Raw genomic sequence first — 26,958 nt, 5'->3', positions numbered from 1 at the left:
TTCCGAACCGCCCCCGCTTCACTGCATGACCGCCTCGACTCAGGCTGAAGGCTGCCGGCGCAGCCGCGGGCTCAGCCACTCCCCGATCACAACGAAAAATGCCAGTACCGCCATCCCCCAGGGCCACTGCGTGGACACATCAAGGTTCATGAAACCGAGCGCATCGATGAAAATCACCACGATCGCCAGCGGACAGACGTAGCGAATCATGAACAGCCACAGGGCATGGCCAGCACCTGATAGACCCAGCTCATCACGCAACAGCCGGTCCTTGAGCACGAACCCGGCCAGCACTGCGAGTCCCAGGCCGCCCAGCGGCATCATGAATCGCGAGGTCAGGTAGTCCAGCCAGTCGAAGAAGGTGCGACCGCCCAGCGTCCATTCCGCGCCCAGATTGAACGACAGCATCGCCAGCGTGCTGACCAGCCATAGAACAATGCCCGTGCCCCAGGCCGCACGATTACGGGCGATACCGTGGCTTTCCACCAGCCAGGCGATGGTGGCCTCGATCATCGAGATGGCCGACGTCAGTGCCGCCATGGTCAGCATCACGAAAAAGATGATCTCCAGCAGCGTGCCCATGGGCATCTGGGCAAAGGCCAGCGGGAGACTCATGAAGATCAGCCCCGGGCCGCTGGCCGGATCCATGCCGTTGGCGAAGATGACCGGGAAGATGGCAAGACCCGCCATCAGCGCCACCAGGGTGTCACAGATCGCCACCATGAAGGTCGTGCGGGCAATGGACTTCCCGGCCGGTAGATAAGCGCCGTACGCCATGATGGCGCCGGCCGCCAGCGACAGGGTAAAGAAGGCATGCCCCATCGCCGCCAGCAGGCCCTCACCGGAGAGCTGATCGAATTCGAAGGCAAACAGGAAATGCACCGCCTGACCAAAGCCGCCGGAAAACACGCCAAAGCCGATCAGAATGGCCAGCATGACCACCATGCCCGGCATCATCCAGCGCACGCTGCGCTCGATGCCTTCCTGGACCCCCTTGCCGACAATCAGCATGGTGATCAGCGTGACCAGCGTACTCCAGAAGCCGAGATTGAGCGGACTGGCGTTGTTGTCTTCAAAGATCGCCGCCATGCCCTCGACGCTGTCGGCAGAAAGCCCGCCGCTGTTGGCCTTCCAGAGATACGACAAGGACCAGCCGGCGACCACCACATAAAAGCTCAGGATCATGAACCCACAGATCATCGACATCCAGCCCAGGAGGGACCACCCGGAACCCCCGCCGGACTCGGCCACCACGCGCTTGACCGCCTCGACCGGGCTGCCGCGTCCGCGCCGACCGAAGGCGATCTCGGTCATCATCAGGGGCACGCCGATGGCGGCAATGCACAGCAGATACACCAGCACAAAGGCGCCGCCGCCATACTCACCGGTCATGTAGGGGAATTTCCAGATATTACCCAGCCCTACGGCCGAGCCTGTTGCCGCCAGCACGAATCCCCAGCGTCCGGCCCAGAGCACACCACCGGTGCCATTATTTGTTGTCATGTGTGTCCCTATCGGTTGTCGGCCTTGCTCGGCCCTCTTGTCGATCAGGAGCGCATTGTAATGGTCTCGCCTCCCTTTGGCCCGAACCCGTCACGATTTTACGTCGACGCCTATAAAAAAGGGCCCCATCGGGGCCCTGGATCATGCATGCAGCGTGTTCAAGTGCGATGAAGGGCTCAGCTGGCAGCGCCCTCCGGCACCTCGAGCCTTTGCGGCGCCGGCTTGAGCAGCGCGTAGGCCACGCCGATGAACAGCGAGCCCACGGTAATCGCAAGCAGATACAGCAGCGCCTGATTGACCGCGCCCGGAATCAGCAGCACGAAGAGCCCACCGTGCGGCGCCATCAGCTTGATCTGGAAATACATCGACAACGCCCCGGTGATGGCCCCGCCCACGATCGAGATCGGAATGACCCGTAGCGGGTCCTTGGCGGCAAAGGGGATCGCACCTTCGCTGATAAAGCAAAGCCCCAGCACGAAGGCGGCCTTGCCACCGTCACGCTCGGTATCGGCAAACTTCGAGCGCGCCAGAAAGCTGGCAATCCCCATGCCGATCGCCGGCACCATGCCGGCGGCCATGATCGCCGCCATCGGCGCATAGGTCTGGGTCGACAGCAGCCCGACGCCAAAGGTGTAAGCCGCCTTGTTGATCGGCCCGCCCAGATCCACACACATCATTGCGCCCAGCAACAGCCCCAGCAGCACGGCGTTGGTCGAGCCCATGTTGTTGAGGAAGTCGGTCAGCGCCGAGAGCATGCCGGCGACCGGCGTGCCGACCAGGTAAATCATGACCAAGCCGGTGACCAGACTCGCCAGCAGCGGAATGACCAGAATCGGCTTGAGCGATTCAACGCTGGCGGGCAGCTTCAGCTTTTTGGCAATCAGTCTGGCGGTATAGCCGGCCAGAAAACCGGCGATGATCCCGCCGATAAAGCCGGCCCCCAGGGTGCTGGCCAGCATGCCGCCGATCATCCCCGGCGCAATCCCCGGGCGGTCGGCAATCGAGTAGGCGATATAGCCCGCCAGCACCGGCACCATCAGGGCAAAGGCCGTGCCGCCACCGATCTGCATCAGCGCGGCGGCAAGCGTGCCCTCTTCCTTGAACGCCTCGATCCCGAAGACGAACGACAGCGCAATACAGAGCCCGCCGGCGACCACCATCGGCAGCATGAAGGAGACCCCGGTCAGCAGGTGCTTGTAGACGCCGCGCTCCTTGATGCTTTTCTTGCGCTCGCCCCCCGTCGGCGCACTGCCCTCGCTTTCTATCGCCGCACTGGCCAGCGCGTCGTTGATCGTCTGCTGTGACTTTTTCAACGCCGTCCCGGTCGAGGTGCGATAGACCGGCTTGCCGGCAAAGCGTTCGTCATCGACCTCGATATCACAGGCCAGCAGCACGATATCGGCATCCCTGATCTCTTCATCGGTGAGCTGATTCTGCGCCCCCACCGAGCCCTGCGTTTCGACCTTGATCTGATGGCCCAGCGTGCGGCCGGCTTCGGCCAGCGCCTCGGCGGCCATGAAGGTATGCGCCACCCCGGTCGGACAGGCCGTCACGGCGACAATGCGTTTGGCCGTGCGGGCCTCGGCTGTTGCAGGGGCAGCGCTTGTCTCCGCTGGGGCGTCATCAGCATCCTGCCAGGGTTCGGCCTGCTCACGGGCACGGCTTAAAAAACCATCCGGGTCCGGCAGGGCGGCTTCAAGCCGCTCACGATAGAGCCGCTTGCCGGTAAAGCGCGCCAGCGTAATGGGCCGGCTGGCAGCGACCACCACCATATCGGCTGCGGCAATCTGCTCATCGCTCAAGGTGGTCTGATCAAACTGGCCCTGCATTTCGACGGCTGTCTGCCAGCCCAGTCGATGGGCCGCCTGCTCGAGACGGCGCGCCGCCAGGTAGGTCGTCGCCGTGCCGCTGGGGCAGGCCGTGACGATAACAATATTCATGCAAACCACTCCTGTGCCAGTGCCAACCACTGGTCGCCATGCTGACCGCGCCTGTCATCAGCAGGCAGCTCAAAAGAAATCGGGAGCGCCATCATGTTGCCAGCGCCTCCACGCAGACCGCATCGCACAACGCGGTAAAGTCCTCGACATCCGAGCGTCCCACGCCGATCCGACGTACGGCGTCCGCTGACAGGGCGGTGGCAAAGCGCAGTGTTTTTTCGCGCGGCCAGCCTTCAAGGACGCCGTGCAGCGTACCGGCCAGCAGGGTGTCGCCGGCACACACCGTGCTGACGACCTCGACCCGCGGCGGACGGGCGCGCAACGCGCCGCCCTCAAACAGCCACACCACGCCCTCGGCGCCCAGCGACAGTAATACGCTGTCGATGCCGCCCTGCTGCAGTTCACGCGCCGCGGCCAGCAGCGCCGCCTCGTCCGCCAGGGAGCGGCCGACACCCTCGGCAAGCTCATGCTCGTTGGGCTTGATCAGCGCCGGACGCGCGCGCACACCCTGCACCAGCGCTTCGCCGCTGCTGTCCAGCCACACCGGCAGCCCCAGGGTGCCGAGCCGCCCGATCAGGGCTGCCAGCCACTCGGGCGCAACGCCGGGCGGCAGGCTGCCGGAGATCACTACGGCATCAATGCTGTCCGCCCCGGCCTCGATATCGTCGAGCAGTTGCGTCATGGCCGATTCATCCACCCGCGCGCCCGGCCCATTGATATCGGTCACGCGCCCACCGGCCTCGGAGAGCTTGGCGTTGACCCGCGTCTCCCCGACCACTCGAATGAAGCGGTCTTCCACCCCCCAGTCGAGAAAGGCGCGCTCGAACGGCGCCTGATTGTCACGTCCCAGAAACCCGCTGACCGCCACCTGGTGATCATGCCGGGCCAGCACGCGCGCCACGTTGTTGCCCTTGCCGGCCGCTGTCAGCGAGCTCTCCTCGGAGCGATTGACGCTGCCCGGAGACAGCTCGGTCAGACGAATGGAGAGATCGAGCGCCGGATTAAGCGTCAGCGTCAGGACCCGGCTCATGTCAACGCCTCCAGCATGGCACGTACCTCGACCGCCGTCGGGCAGGCCAGCGCCCGCTGCGCCAGCGCGCGGCTGTCTGCAAGGTTCAGGCTGCGGATGCGCTGTTTGACCAGCGGGATCTGGCGGCTGGAAACGGACAGCTCATCGACTCCCAGCCCCATCAACACAGCGATGGCCTGTGGATCGCTGCCCAGCTCGCCGCAGACACCGACCCAGCGACCTTTGGCGTGGGCCGCGTCCACCGTCATCTGGATCAGGCGCAGTACTGCCGGATGCAAACCATCGGCCTGGGCCGACAGGCGCGAGTGGCCGCGGTCGATGGCCAGGGTGTACTGGGTCAGGTCGTTGGTGCCGATCGAGAAGAAATCGACGTGCTCGGCCAGGCTCGGGGCCAGCAGCGCACAGGAAGGAATCTCGATCATCACGCCCAGCTGCACGTCGGGAGCATTGATCTCGGCCTGGACGCGATCAAAGATGGCCTTGCCAGCGTGGAATTCCTCCACGTCCTTGACCATCGGGAACATGATGCGCAGCGGTCGATCGCCGGCCGCCCTCAGCAGTGCCCGGATCTGGGTTTCGAGTACGTCCGGACGGGTCAGTGCCAGACGAATCCCGCGCAGCCCCAGAAAGGGGTTGTCCTCTGCCGGCACCGGCCAGTAATCCAGCGGCTTGTCACCGCCGACATCCAGCGTACGGGCGACCAGCGCGCGATCGGGCCCCAGCGCGTCAAAGGCCTGCCGATATTCCGCGATCTGGGTGTCCAGATCCGGCGCCTGCGGGTGGGCCATGAAGACAAACTCGGTGCGCAAAAGCCCCACCGCCTCGGCACCGCGCTCGACGGCGTCCGCCGCATGCGCGGTATTGCCCAGGTTCGCGGCGACTTCGACACGATGACCATCCAGGGTCACGGCCGGCTCAAAACGGACCTCAAAGGCTTCGCGCTCGCGGATCTCGCGGTCGCGAATGGAGAGTTCGGTGCGGGCACGACGCTCCGGGTCGGGCGCGGGAATGACGCGGCCGCGCTCGCCGTCGAGGATCATGTCGATGCCGTTTTCCAGCGCCATGATGGTTTCGCCCGCCCCCACCACCGCCGGAATCCCCAGCGCGCGGGCCAGAATGGCACTGTGAGAGGTAGCACCGCCGCGGGCGGTCAGAATGCCGCGCACCCGAGAGGTATCCAGCCGCGCCACGTCAGAGGGGCCGACGTCATCGGTCACCAGAATGTAGGGGTGGGTCGGCGGATCCGGCATTTTCACGCCACACAGATTACCCAGCACGCGCCGGCCGACATCGCGCAGATCCGCAGCGCGCTCGGCCAGTAGCCGGTCGGCCAGCGCTTCCTGGGCGCGGGCGGCGACATCAATGGCCCGCCACCAGCCGCCCTCGGCGCTCTTGCCTTCGTTGATCGCCTCATAGGCGGCTTCGCGAAGCTCCGGGTCGCCCAGCATCTCTTCATGCATGGAGAGAATCTCGGCCACTTCACCACCGGCGGCGCGAATCATTTCTTCAAGCTGCTGCTCGGCATCACGAATCGCCTCGCCCAGCCGCGCCTTTTGCGCGTCGCGGTCAGACGCCGTCTCCTCGTAATGAAACTCCGGTGGGCGCATCACGAACACGGGGGCGATCGCCATGCCGGGCGAGGCCGGCACGGCCGTCAGCGGCGTGTCGGCGGCCGGCGCGACCACCGGCTCCCGCGGGGTCTGGCGATTGCGCGACGGGCGTGCATCGCTGGTATCCCCCAATGGGGTGACCTCTTCGCCCAGTCCGCCGCGCAGTGCCTCGGCCATGGCATCCACGGCCTCGCGGGCACCGTCGCCTTCGGCCGAGAAGATCAGCATCTGCCCCCGGCGCGCGCCCAGGCCGATCACCTTGGTCAGACTGGCCGCTGAAACCGCTTCATTACCGCCTTCGGCCAGTCTCACGCGCACCGGTACGCTTTGAGCCCGCGCGACCTGCACCAGCTGCTTGGCCGGACGGGCGTGCAGGCCGTGGGCGTTGCGCACCCTGACCCGCACGGTTTCGGCACTGGCCGACTCGCCGGACAGTCGTGCCAGCAGGGCATCGCGGCCCAGACGGGCCAGCTCTTCGCCCTTGCCCTCTTCCAGCACCTTCACCAGGCGATCCAGCAGCACGTCGTGGGCGTTGCCGCTCTCGGCCAGACAGAAAATACCCGCCACGCCATCCACATGAGCCTGCGGCAGGGCCAGCCCCAGCGCCGGCTGGGTGACGCCGGTGGCGCTGCGCACCAGCCATAGCTGCTGACCCAGCGAGATGGCCTGCTGGGCCAGAATATCGGCCACGAAACGACGATCGACACAACCAAGCTGCTCAAGGCGCGCTGCCGCAGCAGCCATGAGTTCCAGCGCCGAGCGGGCCGGCACGCCCTGAACAATGGTGTCGCCGTCCAGACGCGCCGTGACCGGGGCCTTCGACAGCAGACGCACCACCTCTTCGGCATCTTCAGCGCGGGCCAGCTTTTCTGACACGCCTTCACGGTCAAGCACGTGGGTGAGCTGGCGCAGGATGTCGAGGTGCTCATCGCTTTGCGCAGCAATGGTGATGATCAGGTGCACCTGGTTGCCATCGTGCCACTCGACCCCCTGCGGGAACTGCAAGAGACGTACGCCGGTGGCCAGCACATGCTCACGGCTTTTCTGAGTGCCGTGGGGAATGACGATGCCGTTGCCCAGCCAGGTCGACGCCTGCTGCTCACGCTCGAACAGCGCATCGCGATAGCCTTCGCGGGCAAGCCCGCCTTCCATGAGCGCCTGACCGGCCTGATTGAGCGCATCACGCCAGTCGCTGGCGTGCTGATCGAGCAAAACGGCATCACTTTTCAGCGTGAGCATGGCGTATTGATCCTTGTGAGTGGCAAATTTGCGCAGAGGGCGGCATCAGCTTGTGCAGGCCAGCACGCAAAACGGCGTGAAACAGGTCATGACAGCATGGCTGAATCGTGTCACCTTTTCCTTGCCGTAATGCTGAAAGAGATTAACCGGTGAATCAAGCACCAATGGCATGGACCCACGTCGTATTGACAGGCCCCTGCCTTTCATATCGGGAAACAACATCATGACGCTTGCAGAGATTGCGCGCCTGGCGGGCGTATCACGGACAACGGCAAGCTACGTCGTCAATGGCAAATCACGCCAGCATCGCATCAGCGAGGCGACGGTCAAGCGTGTCATGGCGGTGATCGAGGAGCACGGCTACCGGGTGGATGCCCAGGCCGCTGCCCTGCGCCGCGGGGTCAGCCGCACGCTGGGGTTTATCCTGCCGGACCTTGAAAACACCAGCTACGCAAGGCTCGCCAAGCTTTTGGAACAGGGCGCGCGCAGTGCGGGCTATCAGCTTTTGATGGTCAGCTCCAATGATGATCCGGACACCGAGCGGGAGCTGCTCAGTGCCCTGCAGGCCCGGCGCTGTGATGCCCTGATCGTGGCCTCGAGCCTGCCCCCGGGCGATAGCTGCTATCAGCGCCTGATCAATACCGGAATGCCGGTGGTGGCCGTTGACCGCGCACTCGATGACACATTGATGCCCTGCATCATCAGCGAAAATCGCCAGACCGCCATGGCCCTGACGGCGTCGGTACTGTCTTCACAAAGGCAGGCTTCACAAGGGCAGGCTTCACAAGGACAAATTTCACGGGTGCAGGAAGTATTATGGCTGGACGCCCTGCCGGGGCTTGCCAATACCCTCGAGCGTCGTAACGGCTTCATGGCGGCAATCGCGGCCTGCGGCGCGCAGCCACCGCGTGCCTATCACCGCTGCGGCGCGCGCTATGACCGCGAGACCGGCATGACCCTCATGCAGGAGCACCTTGAGCATCATGACATGCCCCAGGCGCTGGTGACCGCCTCCTATACGCTACTGGAAGGCGCGCTGGACGTGCTGCTGACAAGGTATTCGATGGAAACACTACGGAAACGGCCTCTGCGCATGGCGACTTTCGGCAATGACCGACTGCTGGATTTTCTGCCACTCAAGGTCAATTCGATGCAGCAAAACCTTGAACGTATTGCGGCGCTGGCGCTGTCCAGCGTGCTTGACGCCATCAACGGCCGGCTCAGCCCCGGTACGATCGAAATCGAACGCACCCTGATTCGCCGGGACTGAGCGGCTCGAGGAGGGCTGAAGCCTTCAGGGTTCGGCCGGTTCAGGCAATGGCCTGGCCCTGATATTCATACACGCCATACTGCCAGTGGGCACGACCGGGTCTTTTGGGGCCCTGCCAGCCACGGGAGAGCAGCTCGCGCGCCAGCAGATGATTGATCATGCCGTGACCGACAAACAGCACAGAGCAGTGCTCGCGGGCCAGCTCGACCAGCTTGCTGGCCGCCGCATCGGCGCGATTGAAGACCTCGCGACGCCCTTCGGCATTGCCGTGATACCCCATCAGCCACAGTGCTCGAAAGGCCACCAGCCAGAAGGCGGTTGGCAATGGCGGCGTCGGCCAGCGCCCGCTACCGTGAGGCAGGTCAATCTCGCGCATCAAGGGATCGCTGTAGACAATGTTACCTGCTTCCAGCCGCAGCGCCGATTCCAGCGAGCGCGGCAGGTCGCTACAGGCCACGGCGGCACACTCCCGGGCAATCGACAGGGCCCGGTCGCAGCGCGTGACCTCGTCAAGGCCCGCCAGCTGATAACGGGCTACCCAGTGTCTGAAATCAGCAGCGGCCATCTTTTCGTCAAAACGCACCCGCGGCGCCCCATGCCGCATCAGGATGATCTTCATGCCCCACTGCTCCACACCAGAACTTGATTGAAATTAATTCTAATTGGCAGAGTATAGGCGCTACCACTCCCATTCAGGCTCGCGCAAAATCACTGTCTTTTGTGACCGGCCCTGACTGTTCCTGTCACTGTCACATTCGTCGCCCCTTCAACCCCTCAATGCCATTGTGGTGAGCATGTCGAAAGCTGCGCTGGAAAAATCCGCACCGGAAAAGACTGTCCTGCACGCCCTGCCCGACGTTATTGCGGGTCCCATGCTGCGCCGCCTGCTGCCCGAGCGGATGACACTGTGGCTGGTGGCCTCGAAGGCGCTGACGTTGACGCTGGTCCTTGAGCGCTCAGGACAGCGTTCAATGCGTCTGCGGCTTGATGAGTCCCGGTGCCGCCAGCTGCGCATCGGTGAACATGCCGTGGTCCACATGATCGACATCGCCATCTGTCCGGCATTCGATGAAGGCGAAATATTGCGTTATGACCTGCTTATCGAGGACCAGGAGCAGTGTCGTGGCATTGCCGAGTGGGCACCACAGCTGTGCCACGAGGGCGAATCTTCTCTGACCATTCGTCATGCCATGACGCTCTCTTCCATCGCTCATGGCTCCTGCCGACGGCCGCATCATGATGCCCCCGACGGTCTGGCCAGGCTGGACCGGGAGCTGCACGCACAGCGTGCTACCCCCGAGCAGTGGCCCTGTCTTTTAATGATGACCGGCGATCAGATCTATACCGACGATGTTGCAGGTCCGATGCTGTTGGCCATTAACGCCCTCGTCGATCGCCTCGGGCTTTATCACGAACGTTTTGAATCGGCCGAAATCAGCGACAGTCGAACGCTCCTGCAGGATCCCTGGCTCTACCAGCGCAACAGATTGCTGCCGGCCACTTCAGACAACCGGCTTTTGCAGCGCTATTTCTTTCGCGGCAAGCAAAAACCGATCTTTACCGCCGCCGGGGCTGACAACCATCTGATCAGCCTGGGCGAAATACTGGCCATGTATCTGCTGGTCTGGTCGCCCGTTGCCTGGCAGCTTATCAATATCGAGCGTCCAGCCCTTGATGACAATGCAGCAGCACACTTTGAAGAGGAACGTGTTGCGATTGATCACTTCATCGAGGAGCTGCCCGCAGTACGGCGCGTACTGGCCCACCTGCCAACCTGGATGATCTTTGACGATCATGACGTGACCGACGACTGGAACCTGACCGCCCAGTGGGAACGCACGGCACTGGAGCATCCCTTCTCACGACGTATCATGGGCAACGCCCTGATCGGTTATCTGATCTGCCAGGGTTGGGGCAATGCGCCCGAGCATTTTGATGGCAGCATGATGACGCTATTGAGTGCCTGCTGTCTGACACCCGAAGAGGCGCAGCATCATGCGCTGATCGAAGCCCTGCTGCGCTTTGAGCACTGGCACTATACGTTGCCGACACGGCCCGCCATGGTGGTGCTGGACACGCGTACACGTCGCTGGCGCAGTGAGCATGGTCTGCACAAGCCTTCCGGCCTGATGGACTGGGAAGCGCTGACCGAGCTGCAGCAGGAGCTCATGGGTCATGACGCCGTCATCATGGTGTCAGCAGCGCCGGTCTTTGGCGTCAAGCTGATCGAGACGGTCCAGCGCGTGTTTGTCTGGTTCAATCGCCCGCTACTGGTGGATGCCGAGAACTGGATGTCCCATCGTGGCGCCGCCTACGTCATGCTCAACATCTTTCGACATCGCCATACCCCACAAAATTTCACCGTTTTGTCAGGCGATGTGCACTACAGCTTTGTCTACGATGTGCAGCTGCGCGGACAGCATCACAGACCTCGCATCTGGCAGATCACCAGCAGTGGCATTCGCAACGAGTTCCCGGACACCCTGCTGGATATTTTCGATCGCATCAATCGCTGGGTCTTCGCGCCATGGTCACCCGTTAACTGGCTGACCAAGCGCCGCCACATGCGAATCAAACCCCGCCAGCCCGACAGTCGCTCTCCAGGCGAGCGCCTGGTCAACAAGGCTGGTATCGGTCTACTGCGCCTTGATGAACAGGGGCGACCCCGGGAGATTATCCAGCTGGGGGGCGATGGGCATGACGTGCGCTTTGAGCGTGATGACTGAGTGCCCCCTGCAGCACCTGCTCCCTGATAGCACAACGGCCCGGCGAATGCCGGGCGTTGTCAAACCCACCGACCCGGCGCGCGCTCAGTTCGATGCGCTATCCTCGCCGCTATCGTTGCCCGCATCGCCCTTTTGATCGTCTGCCGTGGCCTCCTGCTCGGAGGAAGACGCCCTGTCGTCAGAAGATGGCTGATCCCGAGCGTCATCCGACGTCTTTTCCGGCACGCCTTCCTGCCATTCGTCCCAGTCATCAACGATGGCTGAAATCAGCGGATAGCCCGCGCGCACCATGTTGGTCAGCGCCGGCGTATAGCCCCCCTGCTTGGCATAGCCGATCAGACCATCGGCATCGGCAAGCCCTTCGTAGGGGCGGTTGAAGCTGGCACCAACACGCACCACGGCGGTACGTTCACGCTGGAGACGCCCTGCCTCATCGGCGCGCTTGAGCGCCGTCAAAATGGCGTTGTCTTCCTGCTGGCCGGTACAGATGCTGGCCTTGTCGCCGGCCACCTGTTTGCCCAGCTGGCTGGCACGATCGGCGAGCCGATTGCCATACCACCAGGTGTCACTGGAGACGCTGTCACACTGTATGACGCTCGGGGCCTCGTTGGCGGGCGCATGGTCATAGTGCTTGCGATAGGCCGCCGCGCTGTCGCTGTCGGCAAGCTCAGCGCCTTTTGACAGTGCCACGGCCCGATCCACGAGCGCATCATCCAGGTGATAGAACTCGGTGCCATACTCCTGGTGCGGGTCCTGGGTAGGCGTATGGGTATTGATGCTCAGATACCCCGTGGTCCAGCCTTCGGGAATATCACGGGCATCAAGCTCCCACTGAATACCGAAATCCACCAGATAGCGCGGCCAGGTGGGCGTGCCGAGCGTGCCCTGGTGCGGATCGATGCTGGCCACGCCCGAGATCAGAAACCAGCTGTCGGAAAGATCAAATTCCGGTGAGAACGCCAGCGTGGAAATGGAGGTCGCGGCGTTGGCATAGCCCTTGCCGGTGGTCATCAGGCAGACATCGTCATCGTTGCAGCTGACGCTGCCAAAGGCGCCGTGCAGCCCGGGCACCTTGATGTCCTGCGTTGGTGCCAGTTTTTCGGCCCAGACCTTGCGCTCGGGGCCGAAGGTGGTGATGACCATGGCCCTGACGTGACGCGGGCCCTCGTCGGCCGCTTTCTTTTCACCGGCGACTTCCTCGTCTGCGCGTTCCTCAGCACTGGTCGATGTCGTCTCATCGGACGACTCATCCGTAGAGGTTGCACCATCTGTGGCCTGCGCCTCGGTTTTTTGCGCAGCACCGGCGTCCTTGTCCTGACCAGCCTTTTGAGCGTCGGCCTGTGCGGGAAGCGACAGCGGCAGGATCAACAGGGTGGCTGCCAGTAAACGGGGATCAATCATGACGTAACCTGCTGTTTCATCGAGATGGCCATGATCATCTCATATCCGCTCGTCAGGCAATATGCTGCCCAATGGATGAACCGTGTGGATCAACCAGCACCCCATCAATGATAAATAAAACCAATCTAATTAAAATTAGTTTAATGTATCTGCCTTTTCTTCTATCCATGTAGCCTGCCACGCCACCCTGGCCGCCGGATCGTCGATCACCCCTGCCTGTGCCCGGACATACCATAAAGTTTGGGGCCGCAGCGCCGTTAGAAAGGGAGATTTCAAGGCTCAATTCTCTTTTTCAAGCGCTGTCTGCCTGCATCAGCTGGAACTGTCGATGCCCTATCCAAACTCGCTGCGCAACAGATTCATCATCACGCTGTCCATCATGCTGGTGCTGGTCATGGGCATCCTGGTATTCATTCTGCACCAGCTAATGATCCCCAATCTGATCAATGAAGAACGTCAGCGCGCCCACGTCTACGCCAACACACTGCAAAAGAACATCGATCACAAGGCCCGTGCACTCAGCGACATGACGTATCAATGGGCGAGCTGGGTCAGCACCAGAGAGTTCATGGAAGGTCACCTGCCGGACTTTCCTCGGACCCACATCACCTCCGCCGTGTTCGCCGATCACGATGCCGACATGATGCTGATCACCAATATCCACGATGGTGTCACCTGGGTGGCCGGACGCAATCCGGTCACCGGTGAATTCACTTCCTGTGCCAGACCGGAAGGCCCCTGCCAGTGGACCCTTGAGCAAGTGCGCCAGATTCAAAGGCAACTGCCCGTCACCGATACCACCCCACACATTGGCGTCAGTCCCGAATTTACCCTGCTCAGCACCTGGCCCATCGCACGTCAGGGTAACCCGCTGCTGGCGGGCAAGCTGACACTGGCGCGCTTTCTGCCAGAGCAATGGCAACTCAACCCGGCAGACACGGCCTCAACCCTGACGCTTTCTGCTGCTCGCCAGAGCATGGACACCAATACCGACCCAACAGCGGTAGACATCGATTCAACCAGTGATGACAGCCTGCGCCTTACGCTGGTACGAGACAGCGCCACGCCCGGGTATCAGGTCATGATGACCACACGTCTTGATCGCGAGAGTCTGCGGGACGGCATCGAGCGCTTCAATTTGACCATGCTGGGTGCCATGGGCCTGTTGCTGGCGCTCATGATGCTCATGCTGTGGGTGTTTCGTACCATGGTACTGCGGCCGATTGCCGAGCTTTCCCGCTACGCCATTGCCCTGCGTCAGGCGCCCGGAGAGCATCTGGAGTCACCGCCACCGTGGCTGCAGGCGCGCAGTGATGAACTGGGCATCATGGCGCGCGAATTTCAGCAGCTCATTCACGATCTCAACGAGCGCAACGCGCATCTCAGGGCGCTGACCAATCGTGATGCGCTGACCGGGCTGGGCAACCGGCGCCTGCTGGATCGCCAGCTGCCACGCATTCTCTCCCTGACGCACCGCCTTGAGCGCCCCGTGGCACTGCTCATGATCGATGTCGATCATTTCAAGCTCTACAACGACTTTTACGGCCATCCGGAAGGCGATCAGTGCCTCAAGACCATTGCCGAGACGCTCAGCGACATCTTTCAACGCGAATCGGATCTCGTGGCCCGAATTGGCGGCGAGGAGTTCGTGATCGTGCTGCCCGACTTTGACCTTGATCGCGCCATGGACATCGCCCGCGGGGTCTGTACCGCCATGGAAGCCCAGTGCCTGCCTCATGAGCCCTCGCCGACCCACAGGTACGTCACCATCAGTGCCGGTGTGGCCGTTTCCTCACCCGAACATCCGCTCTCGGGCGAAGCACTGATCAAGCAGGCCGACGAGGCGCTCTATCAGGTCAAGAAAAGCAGCCGTAACGCCGTTGGATGTGTTAGTCCCGGCTGATTCAGCCGCGCATGGCAATAAACGTCCACAAAAGCGTGGCTGCTGCCAGCGAGGTGATCTCCTGCGGATCATAGGGCGGCGACACTTCCACCACATCCATGCCGATCAGATTGAACTCTCGCAGGGCTTCCAGAAGCTCCAGCGCCTTCATGGTGGTAATGCCACCGATCTCGGGCGTGCCGGTTCCCGGTGCATGGGCCGGGTCCAGCACATCGATATCGAAGGTGATGTAGATGGGCGACGTTCCCATACGCTCGCGCACCTTTTGCGCCAGCGTTTCGCCCTCAAGCTTCATCAGCGCCCGGGAGCTCAGCCATTCCCCGCCCTGCTCGGACAGCCAGTCCCGCGTGGACGGCTCGACCGGCGAGCGAAGCCCCAGGCTCAGGGTACGCTCCGGGGCCACCAGCCCCTCATCAATGGCATTGCGCAAAAAGGTCCCGTGGCCAATATCATCCCCGAAATGGCTGGCCCAGGTATCACAGTGGGCATCGAAATGGATCAGCGACAGCGGATGCCCCTGAAGGCGACGCTGCGCACGCAGCACTCCCAGGGTAGTCATGTGATCGCCGCCGGCACACAAAAGTGTCTGTCCGGGGGCCTGCTCGTATGCGGCCATGACACCGGCCTCGATGCGCTTGAGCGCGTCATGCTGGCCGACCTGCATGATATCGAGATCGCCCAGATCGCCGACCAGCGCACAGGGGTCGGTCTCGAACTCGGGATGGCGGCCGTCGGTCAACATCATGCTGGCCCGGCGCAGTGCGTTAGGGGCCATGCGCGCACCCGGGCGGAAGGTGACCGAACAGTCATAGGGCAGCCCCAGAAAGGCAAAGGGCCGCGTGCCGTCCTGCGGCGCTTTCAAGAAGGTGGCAATACCCTGATACGGCAGACCAAACATGACATTCCCCTGTTTCGGCGTACAACGCACAAAAGGTGATGACGAAAAAGCGCATCGTGAGGCCGGCCCTTCATCGGGTCAACGACTTCCATCGGGTCAACGACTTCGCAAGGCGCGCCATCGGTTTATTTCAGGGTAGTCAGTGATCACCAGAAATTTGAGTCTAACCGGCCAGGCTGACACTTCGAATCAGCGCGATGACTGTCATGCCCGGCTTGAGCCCGAGCGCTTCGCCGGCCTCCAGAGTGATGCGCGACGAGAGCTGCTGCCTACCAAGCGTGAGCGTCACCTCAAGCGTGCCCGGGGCGCCCGGAGTGATGGAGAAAATGACCGCCTCGAGCTGGTTGCGAACACTGCTGTTTTCTTGAGGCGACAGCGCAATGGCCACATCCCGGCGCCTCACGCGCACCCGCAGCGCACTCCCCTTCGGCTGCGCCAGCAGCGGCAGCGTCAGGCGCTGTCCATCATCGAGTGTCAGCCGCGTCGCGTGATAGTGATGATCGTGAGAGATTACCCGCGCCTGCAGCAGCGAACTGGCCTCGAAGCCGCCCAGCCAGGGGGTCATGTCGCCTCGCGACAGCAGTGTCTCCAGTCGGTCGCTGGCAACAACGTGCCCCTGATCCAGTACCACGAGCTGCTCGGCCACGGCCATCAGCTCCTCCGGGTCGTGGCTGATCAATAAAATGGGCAGGTCGATTTCACGGGTCAGGCGCAGGATGTAATCCAGAAGCTCCTGCTTGCGCGCACCATCCAGCCCGGTCAGGGGCTCATCCATCAGCAGCATGTCCGGCTCGGCCAATAGCGCCCGTCCAATGGCGACCCGACGCGCCTCGCCGCCCGAGAGCGCCCCCGGCATGCGGTCCAGCAGCGACTCGATGCCCAGCAGTGACACAACCCGATCGAACGCCTCACCCCGCGTGATGCGGCGCGCATAGGTCAGATTGCTGCGCACCCGGTAGTGCGGGAACAGTCGCGCCTCCTGAAAGACCACCCCCAGCCGGCGCTGATGGGGTGAAATAAAAATCCCGCGCTCGGTATCCACAAACGTTCGCTCGTTGAGCACCACGCGTCCGCGATCGGGGCGATCAAGACCGGCCAGCATGCGCAACAGCGTGGTCTTGCCGCTGCCCGAATGACCAAACAGGGCGGTCACACCCGAGCCCGGCATAGTGATATCGACATCGACATCGAAACTGCCCTGCCGGTGCTGGAGACACAGTTCAAGCATGCCGGCCGCCCCGTGGTGTCGATGTCAGTGCCAGGATCATGGTGCCCCCCTGTCCCGACCGGCCATACGACGGCGGGTGCGGCGTGCCAGCCACTCCGAGGCCACCAGCGAGGCCATCGCCACCACGACCGAGATCACGCACAGCCGGGCCGCCGCATCTTCCATGCCGGGCGTCTGAATCAGCGAATAAAGCGCCAGCGGCAGCGTTCGGGTCTCGCCGGGAATGTTGGAGGCAAAGGTAATGGTGGCGCCGAACTCCGACAGCGCCCGGGCAAAGGCCAGCACGGCCCCGGTCACCAGCCCCGGCACTGCCAACGGCAGGGTGATGGTGAAAAAGACCCGCAGCCGTGACGCGCCCAGCGTGCGAGCGGCCGCTTCAAGGCGCGGGTCCACGGCTTCCAGTGACAGCCTGACGGCGCGCACCAGCAGTGGAAAGGCCATGACACCACCCGCCAGCGCCGCGCCCTGCCAGGTAAACGGCAGCGACAGCCCCAGATGCTCAAAGAGCCAGCCCCCCACGAGGCCCCGGCGGCCCATCACGATCAGCAGCAGATAGCCCACGACCACCGGCGGCAGCACCAGCGGCAGGTGCACAATGCCATCCAGCAGCGACTTGCCGACAAACTCGTGACGGGCCAGCAGCCAGGCCATGGCAATGCCGGGCACCAGAATGATCAAAAGCGCCGTGCCGGAGACCTGCAGGCTGATCTGCAGGGCTTCAATTTCAAGCGGTGTCAGCACATCGCCATCCTTGCGCAGCGAGGTCGCAGGCGTCGATCAGTTCGCATCCGCCGACCCGTTCACCTCGAACCCGTACTGCCTGAAAATACTGGCCGCTTCATCGCTGCCCAGCCATTGCAGGAACGCGCGGGCCTGCGGGCTCGGTTCCCTGCCCACAAGTGCGGCCGGATAGGTAATCGGGTCATGACTGTCGGCAGGGAAAAGTCCCAACTGGCGCACGTGCTCGCCTGCCATGGCATCGGTTGCGTAGACCACGCCCAGCGGTGTCTCGCCGCGCTCGACCAGCGCCAGTGCGCCGCGCACGTCGCTGGCACGCGCCAGGCGAGGCTTGAGCGTCTGCCACTGACCGAGACGCTCAAGGGCCTGTCTGGCGTAGATACCGGCCGGCACATGATCCGGATCTCCCACCGCGATGCGATCGCCTTCCTTGAGAGTCTGGCTCAAGGGGTGCTCGGCATCCGGCGTAAAGTTTTCGATACCGCTGCCGTCTGCCGTAATCAGCGCCAAACGGTTATTGAGCAGGTCACGGCGCGCCTGGAGCGGTTCTCCCTGTTCTTCCAACCAATCCATCCATTTTTCGTTGGCCGAGAGATAAACATCTGCCGGCGCCCCCTGGGAAATCTGTCGCGCCAGCGTCGAGGAAGAGGCATAGACCGGCACAAGGTCCACATCTTGATGTTGCTCGTAGCGATCAATCAGGGTGTTCATGACATCTGTCAAAGAGGCAGCCGCCTGAACATCAATGCGCTCGGCAGCACTTGCCGTGCTGCAGCACAAAAGCGTTGCCGCCATAACGATAACGAAGGGCCTGAGCATGAAATACCGTCTTCCTTGAAGGGGATGAATGTGGTGATGACACAGAGGGCATCACCGATGTGCTTATTTTTGCACATCGAAATATCGTAGCTCAAACATCGCTTTTTCGCGCACCACCGCCCCCTGTGATCAGGCCGTATTTGCAAGAGCATCCAGCAAGCAGGAAGTCAGGTTTTATCATCATCAAGCGTCGTCAGTGAGTGCTTCAGATCGCCGAAGTGCGTGTCGACCGCATGGCGGGTCTGCTGCTCGACGCGTCGATAGCGCGCAATGATGTCAAGGCCCAGCGGCGTCAGCCGGGCGCCGCCGTGGGCAGAACCGCCCTTGCTGGAGAGCACCAGTGGCTGATCGAAAGCGCCATTGAGAGCATCGATCAGGTGGCGTGTCTTGCGATAGCTGATGGCCGTGCACCTTGCTGCGGCAGCGATGGAGCCGGTCTCGCGGATGGCCTCCAGCAGGGCAATCTTGCCCGGACCCAGCACCAGACCATTGTCGAACACCAGGCGCAGTTTGGTATCCGGACAGGGCGCGGCAATGACCATGGCGAAAACACCTCCCTGAGGTTGAGTAGGGACGCCGTTATAACACGCACCATCCGCTACTACAGATCAGGGCGACACTGTTGGCGACAGGCAGAGAACCAAATAAAGCTAATATTAAGAAAATATTTTTAGTTATTTTTCAACAGCCTGAAATTAAAATTTGATGTGCAGCAAGGGTTTGGACGAGTAGCGATTTGTGTTCCAGCGCAAGGCCAACCAGGCTTTTGATCAGCAGGCCAGAGGGCCTGTTGAGTATTATCCCAGGGACAGGAGAAAGAAACATGATGAAAGCGACATGGCTTGCCCCCTTTGCACTGGCACTGGCTGTCACCCCCGCGCTGGCCGATGACATGGATACCGACAACGATCAAATGCAGGATGGCCAGATGCAGCAGGGTACCACTGCTGAAAGTGCGCATTCCGACATGAGCAACGGCGATACCGACGATCGGATGACACGTCAGGATGATGACATGGACACCGATAACGGCGACATGGACACCGACGATGACATGGACACCGACACGGATACCGATACGGACTCTTGATCGATGTCAGGCGCAGCACCCTGTGCTGCGCTCATTAAACCTGCCCTGCCAGCCTCGCCAGCCCGCTTTTCCCTGTCGCCCTGTTTTATCTTGAAGACGTTGGTGCGTGTTCAGGCATTCCTCTTGTTCTGATCTATATTGTGGCTAACAAGCATCCGCCCCATTGCCCTCGATTCCGACAGATAACAGGTTCTTTTGCAGCAGCCTCTTACAGGCCTTGAACAGCGAACCTGACACAGGAGAAACCGCATGAAAGCAGCATGGATAGCCCCTTTCGTTCTGGCGCTCGCCGTCACACCAGTACTGGCAGCCGATACCAGCAGCAACGACCAGCAAAAAAGTCAGACGCAGGGCAGTGTCTCTCCCAACGCCATCAATCCCGGCCAGGGCAAGCAGCCGGATGGCCACACCACGGGGGGCGAAAACCAGCAGCACACTGACGATTTCGGCGCGTCCACAGCCGCTGATGCCGATGGAGATACCGACACCGGTACCAACACGGGCAGCGAGCACAACAAGAACACTGATGACGGTGCGAGCGCTGGTGGCGGCTCGAGTGAGGAGAGCGGCGCAAGCGCCGATAGCGACACGGATACCGACGACTGAACCGTGTCAGCGACAGCGCACTCTGTAACGGCGACAAATCACGCCGGGCCGCCTGCCTGTTGAAGATGCTTTAAAAGTCAAACGGCCTCCCGATCGGGAGGCCGTTGTCGTACAGACCGCGGTATTTAAATGCCGCTGCGATCAGGGCTTGATATGGACGACGCTGTCAGGCTTGTCGGTCTGATGGTTTTCATCCAGCTTTTGCTTGAGAGACACAAAAACACCGGAGACATCCGAGATCGTGGCCAGACTATTGGGCATCAGCGGCGTTTTAATGGTCTCAAGCAGCCTGTGGCTTTCCCGATCAAAGAGCGTCACCGTCTGCGCTTCACGGTTGGTCACGTAAAGACGATCCCCTGTCAGCATCAGTGCCAGCGCCCCTTCACCGCTTTTCAGCGTATCCACCACCTTGCCGTTGTGCGTATCCAGCACCGTGACATTGCCGCTGTTGGCATTGGTGACGTAAAGCTGATGCTTTTCGCCATCCAGCGCCAGATTCAACGGGCCTTCGCCGCCGGTGGGCCACTGCGCGATAATCTTGTGACTGTCCATGTCAACCACACGAACGGCGTTGTCCTTCATGGTGGAGACATAAAGACGCTTGCCATCGTGATCCACGGCAAGGCCTGTGGCCCAGGTGCCGAAACCTTCGATGGTATCGGTCAGGGTCAGATCTTCCCCATTGATGACCCACAAAACGCTCTTGTCGCCCACCCCGGTCACATAGAGTGTATTGCTCTGCTCATCGACGCTGAGCTGGCGCGGGTTAGGGCCAAAGACATCGTTCTTTTTCGCCTCGGCCTTTTCAGCCTCGGTGGCCAGGGCCAGGTGACGAGTGCTGTTGTCATCCAGATTGATGGCGGTCACGCTCTGATCCAGCGTATGGCCGACAAACAACGTATGGGTTTTCTCATTCAGCGCCAGACCAAAGGGCTTTTGATCCAGCTTGATGGTGTCCTTGATCTCCAGCGTCTGCGGATCCAGTCGATAGATACTGCCGCCTTCACCCTCACCATAATTGTCGCTGGCCCCCTCGCCGAAGCCGCTGGTGGCGGCCACATAGATCGACTGCTGCGACGGGCTGAACACCAGTTCGTAGAGCCCTATGGCCACATCCTTTTGCGCCACGATGTGATCGGAAACACTCTGCTGCGCGCTGCCTTGCTGCTGGGTCGGCTGCTCACCTGCCACCGCCCAGGGGGCCGACAGGGTGACAAGCCCCAGCGCGATAAGCGTTCCCTGCAATAAACGAGCGGAACGCCGGGTCGTCCTTGCCATAACCGTTTTTGCCATGAAGTAGTTTCCCTGCAATAAATATTCAGGCGGTCAGGATGTCATAACGTGTGACAGCCCGCCACCCGAATGTAAATGATTATCAGTTAAAAACGTCAATCGAACTTCATCCACAAAAGATGCCGCTGGAAAAACGTTGACATGACGCGTCTGTCGCCGATCACATAACAGGGATTCCACAAATCATTGCGAGGCTTCATGACACTGCATGCCAACTTTGATGGCACCCGGCGCCAATTGCTCAAGAGCGCCACTACCGGGGCCCTGCTCTCCCTGTTGCCTGGCGCACTCTGGTCAGCCCCGGTCATGGCGAGCCCGGCGCCCGACTTCAACCAGCCGCTGCCGCCGGGCATCGTCGAGAAGGGCTCCAGCGTTTATGATTTCAGGGTGCACCGGCTGGCAAGCCCGGATGGGCAGCGTCACTACCGCATCACGGTGGCCATCCCCAAAAAGGGGCCACCCGAGGCCGGTTACACGCCGATCTATCTACTCGATGGCAACGCCGCGCTGGCCGCGCTTGATGAGCAGTCACTAAAAGCGATGGACGCCGCCACGCCGCCGGTCCTGATCGCGCTGGGCTACGACACGGACCAACGCTTCGATGTGGTCGCGCGTCAGTGGGACTACACGCCAAAACGTGCGGAACAGGCGCCGATCATCAACGATCGTGACCCCGAGCGTCGTGGTGGCGGTGCCGATGACTTCATCACACTGTTGAATGACACCATCATGGCGCAGGCCGAGCGTGACCTGCCCATCAACACGGCCGACCGCGCCCTCTGGGGCCACTCCTTTGGCGGGCTGTTTGTCCTGCACGCGCTGTTCACCCGCCCTTCGCTGTTCGATCACTGGTATGCGGCCAGCCCCACGCTGCACTGGAACGGCTATCAGGTCGTTGCAGAAGCGGGTCGGTTTCAATGGCCGTCGGATCAGCACGGCAGTGCCCTTTTAATGCGCGGCGATGCTGAACTCCAGCGCCGCGGCCCCTATTCCAACGGCGGCAGCGACCAGGAGATCAACGATCAGCTACGAGGGCTGGCACAACAAATGGATCGGGTACCCGGCTTTGAGGCACGCTTTGAAGTGCTCGAAGGGATGGGCCACGGCGCGGCGCTCGAACGTTCGCTCAAGCTGACCCTTTCAGACATCAGCGGCGCGGCTTTGACATGAAGAACCTGACATGACGGACATGAACTGACCGGTTCGCCAGGCGAGCCGGTCAGTCGGAGGCGTCACATCACTATCAGGCGGTGCGTTTGGCCGGCGCCTGACGAAGCGTGAGCGCCAGCAGCACGATGGATAGAACGCAGGCCGCCACCAGCAGTGCAAAACCGCCGTCCCAACCGTAATGGTCCACCGTGTAGCCCACCAGCGCACTGGCGGCGACCGAGCCGCCCAGATAGCCGAAAAGCCCGGTAAACCCGGCCGCAGTCCCGGCCGCCTTCTTGGGCACCAGCTCCAGCGCATGCAGTCCGATCAGCATGACAGGACCGTAGATCAGGAAACCGATGGCGATCAGACACAGCATATCAATGGTCGGATTGCCCGGCGGGTTGAGCCAGTAAAGCACGGTAAAGACCGTGACCAGGGCCATGAAGCAGATACCGGTCGCGCCGCGATTACCGCGGAAGAGTTTATCGGAGAGCCAGCCGCACAACAGTGTGCCGGGGATACCCGCCCACTCATAGAGAAAATAGGCCCAGGAAGACTTGTCGACCGTGAAGTGCTTGACCTCCTGCAGGTAGGTCGGCGCCCAGTCGAGCACGCCGTAACGCAGCAGATAGACAAAGACGTTGGCGAGCGCGATACACCACAGCAGACGATTTTTCAGCACATGCTCAACGAAGATTTCGCGGGCGGAAAACTCGCGTTCATGGCTTTCGTCATAGCCTTCCGGGTAATCGTTCTTGTACTTCTCGATCGGCGGCAGCCCACAGGTCTGCGGCGTATCGCGCATGGTCAACAGCGCAAAGACGGCGACCCCCACGGCCACGGCAGCCGGGACATAAAAGGCCGAGCGCCAGTCGTTGAACCAGGCCATGCCCAGAATGAACAGCGGCCCGATCAGACCGCCGCCCACGTTGTGGGCCACATTCCACACCGACACCACACCGCCGCGCTCATGCTTTGACCACCAGTGCACCATGGTACGCCCGCATGGCGGCCATCCCATGCCCTGCACCCAGCCGTTGAGAAACAGCAGCACGAACATGATGGCGATACTGGACGTGGCCCACTCTGAAAACCCGAACAGGAACATGATCAGCGCCGAGCACAAAAGCCCTGCCGGCAGAAAATAGCGCGGGTTGGAGCGGTCCGACACCGCCCCCATCAGAAACTTGGAAATACCGTAGGCAATCGAGACACCCGCCAGCGCAAGCCCCAGATCCCCGCGGGAGTACCCCTGCTCCACCAGACTGGGAATGGCCAGGGTGAAGTTCTTGCGGACCAGATAGTAACCGGCATAGCCGATAAAGATACCGGCAAAAATCTGCCAGCGCAGGCGCTTGTAGGTGCCATCGATATCCGCCTCCGAAAGCGGTTTACCGGGACGCCCGGCCTTGAAGATTCCGTACATGAATGCCTCGATCTCTATGACATACGCGCCGCAGGTTGTCCTGCACCCAAAGGGGTAGACCCATGTCATGGCGCTGTCATCAAAATGTCACATTCAGGCATTTGCCCCTACATAGACCTTGGTCGGGGTAGCCGTATCAGACGTTTTCAGGTTGTCGTTCGCCTCATGGCGCAGCAGCCGTAACCCGTTGAGCACTACCAGCACGCTGGCGCCCACATCCGCAAAAACGGCCATCCACAGCGTCCCCAGCCCCGCCACGGTAAGCGCGAGAAACACCGCCTTGATCGACAGCGCCAGCGCGATGTTCTGCATCAGAATGCGATGAGTCGCCCGTGACAGCCGAATAAAGGCCCCCACCTTGCGCAGGTCGTCATCCATCAGCGCCACATCGGCGGTTTCAATCGCGCTGTCGGTGCCCATCGCCCCCATGGCAAAACCGATGTCGGCGCGGGCCAGCGCCGGCGCATCGTTGATGCCATCGCCGATCATGGCCACACGCCCCTGACCTGACAGCGCCTCGAGATGCGAGAGCTTGTCCTGCGGCATCAGGCCACTTTCAATGCGATCAATGCCGACGCTGCGCCCGATGGCCTCCGCAACGTGGGGGTTGTCCCCGGTCAGCATCAGGGTGCGAATCCCCAGGCGGTGCAGCGCTTCCACCGCCTCGCGGCTGGTGGCCCTGAGCGTATCGGCCACGGCATACAGCGCAAGCGCTCGGGTCTCGTCCATCAGCACCACCACCGTGCGTCCCTCACACTCAAGCGTCTCAATTCGTGTCTTGAGTACCTCGCTCAGACAGCCCCGCTCAAGAGCCAGCCCCTGGTGGCCCAGCCAGTAGCGCGCGCCCTCGCTGAGGCCGGTCAGGCCCTGCCCCGGCAGCGCTTCGATGGCCTCAAAAGGCGCTGGCGTTACACCCGCTTCTTCACCGGCACGGGCCAGCGCCACGGACACTGGGTGATCCGAGCGCTGTGAAAGTCCCAGCACCAGTGACGCTGTCTGTGAGGCGTCCTCGCCTTCCAGTACCACGGCGTGGGTCTGCTGTGGGCGCCCATGGGTCAGCGTGCCGGTCTTGTCCAGCGCGACCCAGCTCAGGCGGCGCCCCTCTTCCAGATAGACCCCGCCCTTGATCAGGATGCCGCGCCGGGCCGCGTTGGCAAGCCCCGTCACCACGGTGACCGGTGTGGAGATCACCAGGGCACAGGGGCAGGCAATCACCAGCAGCACCAGTGCCCGATAGATCCAGTCGAGCCAGCCACCGCCGGCCAGCAACGGCGGCAGCACCGCCAGCAGAGCCGCCACCGCAACCACCGCGGGGGTATAGAAGCGCGCAAAGCGATCGATGAAACGCTGCGTGGGCGCCCTTTCGCCCTGCGCCTGTTCGACGGCACTGATGATGCGCGCAAGCGTCGAGTCATTGGCCCTGCGGGTCACGCGACACTCCAGCTCGCCGGCCTCCACAATGGTTCCGGCGTAGACGCTGTCTCCCGGCGCCTTGTCGACCGGCATGCTCTCCCCGGTGATCGGCGCCTGATTGACGCTGGACGCCCCCGAAACCACTTCGCCATCCAGCCCGATGCGCGCTCCGGGGCGTACCCGAATCAGGGCGCCTACCGCGATATCCGCCACCGGCCTTTCTGCCCAGCGGCCATTGTCCAGGCGCACGGTGGCGACCTCGGGGGCCAGCTTCATCAGATCCTCGATGGCATGCCTGGCCCGGGCCAGCGAGCGCGCCTCGATCCGCTCGGCCAGATTGAACAGCACCATCACCATGGCCGCTTCGGGCCAGTGGCCGATCAAAAGCGCGCCGGTGACCGCAATGCTCATCAGCGCATTGATGTTGAGATTGCCATGACGCACGGCGATCCATCCCCGGCGCCAGGTGTCCAGACCGCAGCCGGCAATGGCCGCCAGCGCCAGCGCTGCCACAAGCCATGTCGGACCTGTCATCCACGCCACTGCCTCGGAGGCAAGCGCGGCGACACCGCTCATGATCAGGGGCCCCCAGGGGGCAGGCGTCTCTTCCTGTGGCCCGAGTTTGCCACTGTCATCGGCAAGCTCCGGTACAAATCCAAGCTCACGGATGTCGTTTAGAATATCCTTCAGCGCCTCCGGGTCATGCACCACGGTCAGCACGCGCTGCAACAGGTTGAACTCCAGCCGCTCAACGTCGTCTCTGGCGGACAGCTGCTTGCGGATCATCTGCTCCTCGACCGGGCAGCACACCTGCGCAATGCGCATGCTGGTACGCAGCTGATCGCCCTCACGCACGCTGCCCGGAAGCGGTGCGTCGTGCGGCGGATGCGCATGATCAGCACCACAGCAGCCGGCAGTAGCCTCGGATGCATGATGATCACTCGACGGTGCACAGCAGGAGGACAGCGTTTGAGGCTCACAGCAGGTTGCACGTTCGCAGTCCGGCGCACTGCCCCGCACGGGGGTCAGGATCGAGACGCTGCCCAACGGCTTCTCATGGTGATGCGCCATGTGTTCTCCCCTGAAAACTGAAATAACCGGTAACTCTGGATAGCACCCAGTCAAAACCCTATAGTGACTATAAGGTCAAGCCCGGCTGATGCCCGACGGCCATGGAGAATTCATGCCAGTGCCGTCATGCGGCCAGCGCACGCCACCCAGGAGAACAGACCATGAAGATTGGAGAACTGGCGAAAGAGACCGGCTGCAGCAGCCAGACCATCCGCTTTTATGAGCGCGAGGGACTACTGCCGGCACCACATCGCAGCGAGAGCAACTATCGTCATTACGGCCAGAAGCATCTCAAACGACTGAGCTTTATCCGCAACTGCCGGGCGCTGGCCATGAGTCATGCCGAGATCCATGCGCTGCTGGCGCTGGTGGATGATCCCCGGGGTGACTGTCAGGCCATTGATGTCCTGCTCGGGGAGCACATTCAACACGTCGAGGTACGTCTTGAGGAGCTGTCACAGCTGCATGGTCAGCTCAGGAGCCTGCAGGAGAAGTGCAGCCATGCCAGCCGCGTAGGGGACTGCGGTATCGTGCACGGTCTGGAAGAGATGTCGTGGGAGGAAGAGCCCGGCAACGCCACGCATCTGGGCTAGCCGGGCAAT

The 26,958-nt window shown here is 62.0% G+C and carries 21 protein-coding genes; 7 read left to right on the top strand and 14 right to left on the bottom strand.

The features are described 5' to 3' along the window. Positions 1 to 39: 39 nt before the first annotated feature. The 4 genes from Q0931_RS14205 to ptsP form a co-directional block, all read right to left on the bottom strand. The gene (locus tag Q0931_RS14205; RefSeq protein WP_299261400.1) at positions 40 to 1,503 is read right to left on the bottom strand and encodes a sodium-dependent transporter; all 1,464 of its coding nucleotides are present in this window, start codon (positions 1,501 to 1,503) and stop codon (positions 40 to 42) included. A 176-nt stretch (positions 1,504 to 1,679) separates the two neighbouring features. Further along, complete coding sequence (locus Q0931_RS14200) at positions 1,680 to 3,443, bottom strand: PTS fructose-like transporter subunit IIB (protein ID WP_299261398.1); 1,764 nt, start codon at positions 3,441 to 3,443, stop codon at positions 1,680 to 1,682. 91 nt (positions 3,444 to 3,534) lie between these two features. Beyond that, a complete protein-coding gene (gene pfkB, locus Q0931_RS14195; RefSeq protein ID WP_299261396.1) occupies positions 3,535 to 4,473 on the bottom strand; it encodes a 1-phosphofructokinase in 939 nt (312 codons plus the stop codon). Continuing rightward, the gene (ptsP, locus tag Q0931_RS14190) at positions 4,470 to 7,322 is read right to left on the bottom strand and encodes a phosphoenolpyruvate--protein phosphotransferase (RefSeq protein WP_299261394.1); all 2,853 of its coding nucleotides are present in this window, start codon (positions 7,320 to 7,322) and stop codon (positions 4,470 to 4,472) included. Before ptsP ends, pfkB begins: the two co-directional genes overlap by 4 nt. A gap of 223 nt (positions 7,323 to 7,545) precedes the next feature. Between ptsP and cra the strand changes: the two genes are divergently transcribed. Beyond that, entirely contained in the window at positions 7,546 to 8,592 is a 1,047-nt protein-coding gene (gene cra, locus Q0931_RS14185) for a catabolite repressor/activator (RefSeq protein WP_299261392.1), read from the top strand. Between the two features lie 40 nt (positions 8,593 to 8,632). Here cra and Q0931_RS14180 read toward each other — a convergent pair whose 3' ends face one another. Continuing rightward, the gene (locus Q0931_RS14180) at positions 8,633 to 9,211 is read right to left on the bottom strand and encodes a histidine phosphatase family protein (RefSeq protein ID WP_299261390.1); all 579 of its coding nucleotides are present in this window, start codon (positions 9,209 to 9,211) and stop codon (positions 8,633 to 8,635) included. A gap of 175 nt (positions 9,212 to 9,386) precedes the next feature. Between Q0931_RS14180 and Q0931_RS14175 the strand changes: the two genes are divergently transcribed. Next, positions 9,387 to 11,318 (top strand): alkaline phosphatase family protein, encoded by a 1,932-nt coding sequence (locus tag Q0931_RS14175; protein WP_299261388.1) that lies wholly within the window; start codon positions 9,387 to 9,389, stop codon positions 11,316 to 11,318. Positions 11,319 to 11,402: 84 nt separating this feature from the next. Here the strand turns inward: Q0931_RS14175 and Q0931_RS14170 are convergent, their stop codons facing one another. After that, positions 11,403 to 12,719, bottom strand: coding sequence for a purine nucleoside permease (locus Q0931_RS14170; protein ID WP_299261386.1), 1,317 nt, complete (start codon positions 12,717 to 12,719; stop codon positions 11,403 to 11,405). Between the two features lie 328 nt (positions 12,720 to 13,047). On the opposite strand from Q0931_RS14170, the gene Q0931_RS14165 reads away from it, so the two are divergent. Next, positions 13,048 to 14,622 (top strand): diguanylate cyclase, encoded by a 1,575-nt coding sequence (locus Q0931_RS14165; RefSeq protein WP_299261384.1) that lies wholly within the window; start codon positions 13,048 to 13,050, stop codon positions 14,620 to 14,622. 1 nt (position 14,623) lies between these two features. On the opposite strand, the gene speB is transcribed toward Q0931_RS14165, so the two are convergent. From speB to Q0931_RS14140, 5 genes are all read right to left on the bottom strand, one after another. Further along, the gene (gene speB, locus Q0931_RS14160) at positions 14,624 to 15,520 is read right to left on the bottom strand and encodes an agmatinase (RefSeq protein ID WP_299261382.1); all 897 of its coding nucleotides are present in this window, start codon (positions 15,518 to 15,520) and stop codon (positions 14,624 to 14,626) included. A 163-nt stretch (positions 15,521 to 15,683) separates the two neighbouring features. After that, positions 15,684 to 16,748 carry a molybdenum ABC transporter ATP-binding protein gene (modC, locus tag Q0931_RS14155; protein WP_299261380.1) on the bottom strand — a complete coding sequence of 355 codons (1,065 nt, stop codon included), beginning with the start codon at positions 16,746 to 16,748 and terminating at the stop codon, positions 15,684 to 15,686. Positions 16,749 to 16,784: 36 nt separating this feature from the next. After that, positions 16,785 to 17,489 (bottom strand): molybdate ABC transporter permease subunit, encoded by a 705-nt coding sequence (gene modB, locus Q0931_RS14150; protein WP_299261378.1) that lies wholly within the window; start codon positions 17,487 to 17,489, stop codon positions 16,785 to 16,787. A gap of 36 nt (positions 17,490 to 17,525) precedes the next feature. After that, a complete protein-coding gene (modA, locus tag Q0931_RS14145) occupies positions 17,526 to 18,305 on the bottom strand; it encodes a molybdate ABC transporter substrate-binding protein (protein ID WP_299261376.1) in 780 nt (259 codons plus the stop codon). A gap of 167 nt (positions 18,306 to 18,472) precedes the next feature. Further along, positions 18,473 to 18,847 (bottom strand): winged helix-turn-helix domain-containing protein, encoded by a 375-nt coding sequence (locus Q0931_RS14140; RefSeq protein WP_299261374.1) that lies wholly within the window; start codon positions 18,845 to 18,847, stop codon positions 18,473 to 18,475. Positions 18,848 to 19,128: 281 nt separating this feature from the next. Here Q0931_RS14140 and Q0931_RS14135 point away from each other — a divergent pair, with 281 nt between their 5' ends. After that, entirely contained in the window at positions 19,129 to 19,395 is a 267-nt protein-coding gene (locus tag Q0931_RS14135) for a hypothetical protein (protein WP_299261372.1), read from the top strand. Positions 19,396 to 19,644: 249 nt separating this feature from the next. Further along, positions 19,645 to 20,001, top strand: a complete 357-nt coding sequence (locus tag Q0931_RS14130) for a hypothetical protein (RefSeq protein WP_299261370.1) — start codon at positions 19,645 to 19,647, stop codon at positions 19,999 to 20,001. Between the two features lie 141 nt (positions 20,002 to 20,142). Here Q0931_RS14130 and Q0931_RS14125 read toward each other — a convergent pair whose 3' ends face one another. Then, positions 20,143 to 21,294, bottom strand: a complete 1,152-nt coding sequence (locus Q0931_RS14125; RefSeq protein WP_299261368.1) for a YncE family protein — start codon at positions 21,292 to 21,294, stop codon at positions 20,143 to 20,145. A 198-nt stretch (positions 21,295 to 21,492) separates the two neighbouring features. On the opposite strand from Q0931_RS14125, the gene Q0931_RS14120 reads away from it, so the two are divergent. After that, positions 21,493 to 22,464, top strand: coding sequence for an alpha/beta hydrolase-fold protein (locus Q0931_RS14120; protein WP_299261366.1), 972 nt, complete (start codon positions 21,493 to 21,495; stop codon positions 22,462 to 22,464). A 73-nt stretch (positions 22,465 to 22,537) separates the two neighbouring features. Here the strand turns inward: Q0931_RS14120 and glpT are convergent, their stop codons facing one another. Both glpT and Q0931_RS14110 read right to left on the bottom strand, forming a co-directional pair. After that, positions 22,538 to 23,872: a glycerol-3-phosphate transporter gene (glpT, locus tag Q0931_RS14115; protein WP_299261364.1), complete on the bottom strand. Its 1,335-nt coding sequence runs from the start codon at positions 23,870 to 23,872 to the stop codon at positions 22,538 to 22,540. Between the two features lie 93 nt (positions 23,873 to 23,965). Next, positions 23,966 to 26,356: a heavy metal translocating P-type ATPase gene (locus Q0931_RS14110; protein WP_299261362.1), complete on the bottom strand. Its 2,391-nt coding sequence runs from the start codon at positions 26,354 to 26,356 to the stop codon at positions 23,966 to 23,968. 161 nt (positions 26,357 to 26,517) lie between these two features. Between Q0931_RS14110 and cadR the strand changes: the two genes are divergently transcribed. Further along, positions 26,518 to 26,949: a Cd(II)/Pb(II)-responsive transcriptional regulator gene (cadR, locus tag Q0931_RS14105; protein ID WP_299261360.1), complete on the top strand. Its 432-nt coding sequence runs from the start codon at positions 26,518 to 26,520 to the stop codon at positions 26,947 to 26,949. The last annotated feature ends 9 nt before the right edge of the window (positions 26,950 to 26,958 follow it).

This window comes from uncultured Kushneria sp. (genome assembly GCF_947497025.1).
In the GTDB taxonomy this organism is placed as follows: Bacteria; Pseudomonadota; Gammaproteobacteria; order Pseudomonadales; family Halomonadaceae; genus Kushneria.
Note: the sequence above shows the minus strand (reverse complement) of the source record. Positions and strands in the feature narration are given on the sequence as shown.